The sequence below is a fragment of the Kitasatospora sp. NPDC093558 genome (genome assembly GCF_040683475.1).
Classification (GTDB): domain Bacteria; phylum Actinomycetota; class Actinomycetes; order Streptomycetales; family Streptomycetaceae; genus Kitasatospora.
In genome coordinates this window covers 1-4,674 of record NZ_JBFBDY010000510.1, presented here as the reverse complement: position 1 = coordinate 4,674, position 4,674 = coordinate 1, and the positions used below count along the sequence as shown (strand labels likewise).

Genomic DNA, 4,674 nt, shown 5'->3' with positions numbered 1-4,674 from the left:
CATGCGCCCGGGCCTCCGTCAGGCGACCGGCCTCCGCCTCGGCCGAGACGAGCGCCAGCAGGGCGGTCCCGGTGTCGTGGACGGAGAGGCCGGCGCCCCTGGCCACCCGGTACGCGTTCTCGGCGAGTTCGAGTGCCCGGGCGACCTGGCCCACCGCGCGCACGCAACGGGACAGCTGCGTGCCGGACCTGCACTGCAGCGCGGGGTGTCCGAGCTCGTCGGCCACCTCGACCAGCTCCTCCAGGCACGCCTGCTCCTCGGCGCGCTCGCCGTTGCGGGACCGGTACCCGGCGATCACCCACAGGGCCTGCCAGCGCAGCAGGGGGTCCTCCTCGTCGGCGCTCGCGAGACCGTCGATGAGTCCCTCGATGGACTCGTCGCTGTCGGAGGAGGCGGCGATGCTCAGCGCCTGCGTCAGCGAGCCCCCGCCGCTGGTGGCGGTGGCCGTGGCGGGCAGAGCGTCGAAGGCGCAGCGGTCCACATCCAGCTGCTTGGCAAGGTAGGCGATCACGCGCTCAGTGGGCTGGCGCGCTCCTGACTCCAGGCGTGACAAGTACCCTGTGGAGATTTCCCCACCGGCCAACGAGGCCTGGGAGAGTCCCCGTTGCAGCCTCAAAGCCTTGAGGCGCGCGCCGAAAGAAGACTTGTCTGTCATGTGAGCCTGCAATCAATTTCTTCGGAAGACAACCCTCATCGCGCCCCCCAACGCTTTGTGGGCATCGTAGCACGATGGCAAATTGTTTGCCACATGGATGCCTCGCAGAGCTCACACCTCCTCACAATCCTCAACAGCTGCAGGAAGCGTCTGGCAACTCTTGTCAAACTGTCTTGCCAACGAAGGTCGGGCGGCCTAGGTTGAGCGGAGCCGAGCCGCCACAAGCGGCATTCGAGCCAGAGAATCCTCCCGCTCTCCCATCCCCTGCTGTGGGATCTTCCATTCGGAGCCACTCATGCGTACACGCATCATTGCAACCTGCGCCGCTGTCATGCTCTCCGTCGCCGCGGCCGCCACGTTAAGCTCCGTCCCCGTCATCGACTGGCCGGCATCACCCGCCATCCGGATCGTCGGCGCCGGACAGGGCAACGTCATCGACTGGCCGGTGGCGCCCAGCGCGCCGCTCGCGAGTGGCGGCGAGACCGGCGTCATCGACTGGCCCTGACCGCACCCGCCACCGGCCGGCCCGTCCCCCTCGGCGACGCACACATGCCTGGTGTTGACATCGGACTTCCGCTGCTGGTTAATGAGTTGCCATTATGTTGCCAAGATTGGCAACTGTGGGCATCGGCTTCAGAGTGCGAGGAAGGAAGCGCATGGAGAACGAAAGCCCCGTCAGGATCCTGCTCGTGGGTCCCGACCGCTACGGCATGCGGGCATGCGTCCGCCTCGGCCTGCAGACCACCGTCGTCTGGGGAGCGGCCTCCTGGGACCAGGGCCACATCGCGATACCGGACGAGGTCACGGTGATCCGCGTCGACGACCACACCAGTGCCGAGTCCGTCCTCATGGCACTCGACCGGGCCGGACTGACCTCCTCCTTCGACGCCGTGTACAGCACGGCCGAGGACGCCCTGGTGATGGTCGGTCTGCTCGCCGCGCACCTCGGCCTGCCGGCCCTCCCGCCCGAGGTCGCGGTGCGCTTCCGGGACAAGTCGGTGCAGAAGCGCGAGGTCGGGGCAGCCGGTGTGGCCACGGCAGGATCCGCGGTCGTCGACGACGTCCACGACGTCTCGGGGATCACCGAACTCGGCTTCGCGAAGGCCGTGCTGAAGCCGGTGGCCGGAGTGGCCACCGAGCGGACGTCCGTCGTCTCCTCGCCGGCGGATCTGCAACGACGAAGCGAGGAGTACCGCCGCCAGGGCACCGCGCAGCGCACCTTCATCCTGGAGGACTTCGTCCGGGGCGAGGAGTGGATCGCCGACGGCGTCCTGTTCGAAGGCGAGCTGCTCTTCTGCGCCCTCGGCCGGTACGGCGACCCGTGCCTGACCGCGGTGGACACCGGTCGCCCGCTCAACTACCGCCATTTCGACCCCGACGACGAGAGCTGGGCCTACGACCGGGCGCTCCCGGTGATCACGGCCTCGCTCGCGGCGCTGGGTCTGCGGGACGGGATCTTCCACATGGAGCTCTTCCACGATCCCGGGACCGGCGCGCTCACCTTCGGCGAGTGCGCCGCGCGTCGGGGCGGCGGACTCATGCAGGAGGTCGTGCACGCGAAGTTCAACGTCGATCTGGCGCAGTGCGCGATCCAGGTCGCGCTCGGGCGGCGTCCTGCCCTCGACGTCAAGATCCGCCGGGCAGTGGTGGGCGGTTCGCATCTCACCGCCGGTCCGGGACTGTTGCTGGACTGCCCCACGGTGGACCAGGTCATGGCGCGGCCGGGGGTGGAGTTCGCCCGGATCGAGCGGCCCGTGGGCGGGCGCACCCCGGCCGTCGCCGGCACCGACCACCGGATCGGCCAGTTCATGGTGGCGGCGGACACCGCCGACGAGCTGCAGCAGCGGTTCGCCGAGGTCTGGGACTGGTTCGGTCCGCAGGTGAGGATCGTCCCGGAAGGCCTCACGCCGCGGGAACTGCGTGGGCTCCAGTCCACGCTGCGGCCCGGCGTCCGCTTCGGGGACACGCTGTGGCGGTGACGACGCAGCCCGCGTCCGCGTCCGCCCGCGGTGTCCGCAGGCTCATTCCCGCGTCGCCGGCGCAGCGGATCCTGACCTTCGCCACCTTCGCCAACAGCTTCGGCGGCGGGATGTTCACCACCGCGAGCGCGCTGTACTTCACGCGCGTCGTGGGGCTGGCGGCCGGGCAGGTCGCGGTGGGCCTGTTCGGCGGGGCGATGGCGGGCCTGATCGCCGGGGTCCTGGTCGGACGGCTGGCGGACCACTGGGGGCCCAAACGCGTCCATGTCTCGGTCATGCTCGGCGGCGGGGTGGCGATCTCCTGTTTCACGCTGGTCGGCTCGTTCTGGTCCTTCTTCGCGGTCGCGCTGGTCGCAGGAACGATCATTCCTTCGGATGTCGCCAGCAAGGCGCCGCTCATCCGCGGGGTGTCCGAGGGAAACCCCACGGTGTTCATCGGCTACCTGCGGTCCGTGACCAACCTGGCCCTCGCGCTCGGCTCGGTCGCGGCCGGCTTCGCCATCCAGATCGACAGCAGGCCCGCGTACCTGGCCCTGGTGGTCTGCCGGGCCCTGGCCTACGTGACCTGCGGGCTCATCCTCCTGCGGTTGCCGAGCGTTGCGGCCGCGGCCGCCGGGAAGGGGGAACGGGGCTGGGCGGCACTGCGCGACCGCACCTACCTCAGCGCCACGGCCGTCCAGGCGGTGCTGTCGCTGAACTACGCGGTGTCCGGGTTCCTGCTGCCGCTGTGGATCGTGGCCCACACGAGTGCCCCCCGGTGGGTGGTTTCGGCGGTCCTGGTGCTCAACATGGCCTTCGTCGTACTGCTGCAGGTCAAGGTGAGCCGCGGGGTGCACGACGTGAGGACGGCCGGTCGGCGGATGGCCTGGGCCGGCACGGCGTTCGCCGCCGGGCTCGTGCTGATGGCTTCGGCGGGCGGGCCCTCCCGCTGGGTGGCGACGGGGCTGCTCATGGGTGGCATGGCCGTTTTCGCCCTCGGCGAGCTCTGGTTCGCGGCTGCCTCGACCGAGTACTGCTTCGGCCTCGCCCCTGCTCATCTGCAGGGGCAGTACGCCGGGGTGTTCGGGCTGGGCAGCGGGGTGATGGAGGCGATCGCCCCGGCGGTGATGAGCCTGCTGCCGCTCGGGATGGGACTGCCCGGCTGGCTGCTGCTCGGCGCCCTCCTGCTGTTCGTCGGTCTGGGCAGCCGGCCGTTGGTGGCGTGGGCGGGCCGAACCGGTACGGCTGCGCGCATCTGACGGGCCGCCCGGCACCTCACGTCTTGGTAGTCAATGTTGCCTGGTTTGGCAACTCGATGTTCCGCGGAGGCACCATGCGAGATCACCCTCTGGTCGTCCTCGTCGACGCGTACGGGACGGGCAGGCACCTGCGGGCAGCCTTCGCCGGCCTCGGCGCGGACGTCGTGCACGTCTCGAGCACGCCCGAACCGCTGAGGTCCATGAAGGCGCCGGACCTCGGCAGCTACACGGCGGCCTTGGTCGCCGAGAACCCGGCCGAGATCGCCGAACGGCTCGCCGAACTGCGGCCGGCGGCCGTGGTGGACGGGCAGGAGCCCGGCGTGCCGCTCGCCGACCGCCTGTCCGAGCTGCTCGGCGTTCCGACCAACGGCTCCGCGCTGTCGGCGGCGCGCCGGGACAAGTACCTCATGATCGAGGCCGTGCGCAACGCCGGCGTACGCTGCGCCCGCCAGTTCAAGTCCGACGACGTGGACGCTCTCGTGGCGTGGGCACGGGAGCAGGAGGGCCGGCCGGTCGTGGTCAAGCCGCTTGCCGCATCGGGTGCCCAGGGTGTGTCCATCTGCAGCGATCCGGCTCGGGTGCGTCGTGCCGCGGAGGCGATCCTTGGCACCGTCACCATGTACGGCGAGACCAACGTCGAGGTCCTGGCGCAGTCCTACCTCGCGGGCACCGAGTACATCGTGGACACCGTGTCCTGCCGCGGACGGCGCTACAACGCCGGCGTGTGGCGCTACGACAAGCGGCGCGTCGGCGCCCACAACGTCTCCCACCGCGACGTGCTCGTCCCCCAGGAGGACCCGGT

The 4,674-nt window shown here is 70.3% G+C and carries 3 protein-coding genes and 3 pseudogenes; 4 read left to right on the top strand and 2 right to left on the bottom strand.

Annotated elements, in window-relative coordinates; genetic code table 11:
- Both AB0O00_RS30290 and AB0O00_RS30285 read right to left on the bottom strand, forming a co-directional pair.
- A pseudogene (locus AB0O00_RS30290) lies at nt 1-511 on the bottom strand (transcriptional regulator); the annotation flags it as partial.
- A 3-nt stretch (nt 512-514) separates the two neighbouring features.
- Nucleotides 515-655 (bottom strand): annotated as a pseudogene (locus tag AB0O00_RS30285) (helix-turn-helix transcriptional regulator); the annotation flags it as partial.
- Between the two features lie 295 nt (nt 656-950).
- Between AB0O00_RS30285 and AB0O00_RS30280 the strand changes: the two are divergent.
- From AB0O00_RS30280 to AB0O00_RS30265, 4 genes and pseudogenes are all read left to right on the top strand, one after another.
- Nucleotides 951-1,160, top strand: a complete 210-nt coding sequence (locus tag AB0O00_RS30280) for a hypothetical protein (protein WP_363657163.1) — start codon at nt 951-953, stop codon at nt 1,158-1,160.
- A 151-nt stretch (nt 1,161-1,311) separates the two neighbouring features.
- On the top strand, nt 1,312-2,634 hold the full coding sequence (locus AB0O00_RS30275; protein WP_363657161.1) for a hypothetical protein: 1,323 nt from the start codon (nt 1,312-1,314) through the stop codon (nt 2,632-2,634).
- Nucleotides 2,631-3,872, top strand: a complete 1,242-nt coding sequence (locus tag AB0O00_RS30270; protein ID WP_363657159.1) for an MFS transporter — start codon at nt 2,631-2,633, stop codon at nt 3,870-3,872. The genes AB0O00_RS30275 and AB0O00_RS30270 overlap by 4 nt, the downstream gene beginning before the upstream one ends.
- 74 nt (nt 3,873-3,946) lie before the next feature.
- Nucleotides 3,947-4,674 (top strand): annotated as a pseudogene (locus tag AB0O00_RS30265) (phosphoribosylglycinamide synthetase); the annotation flags it as partial.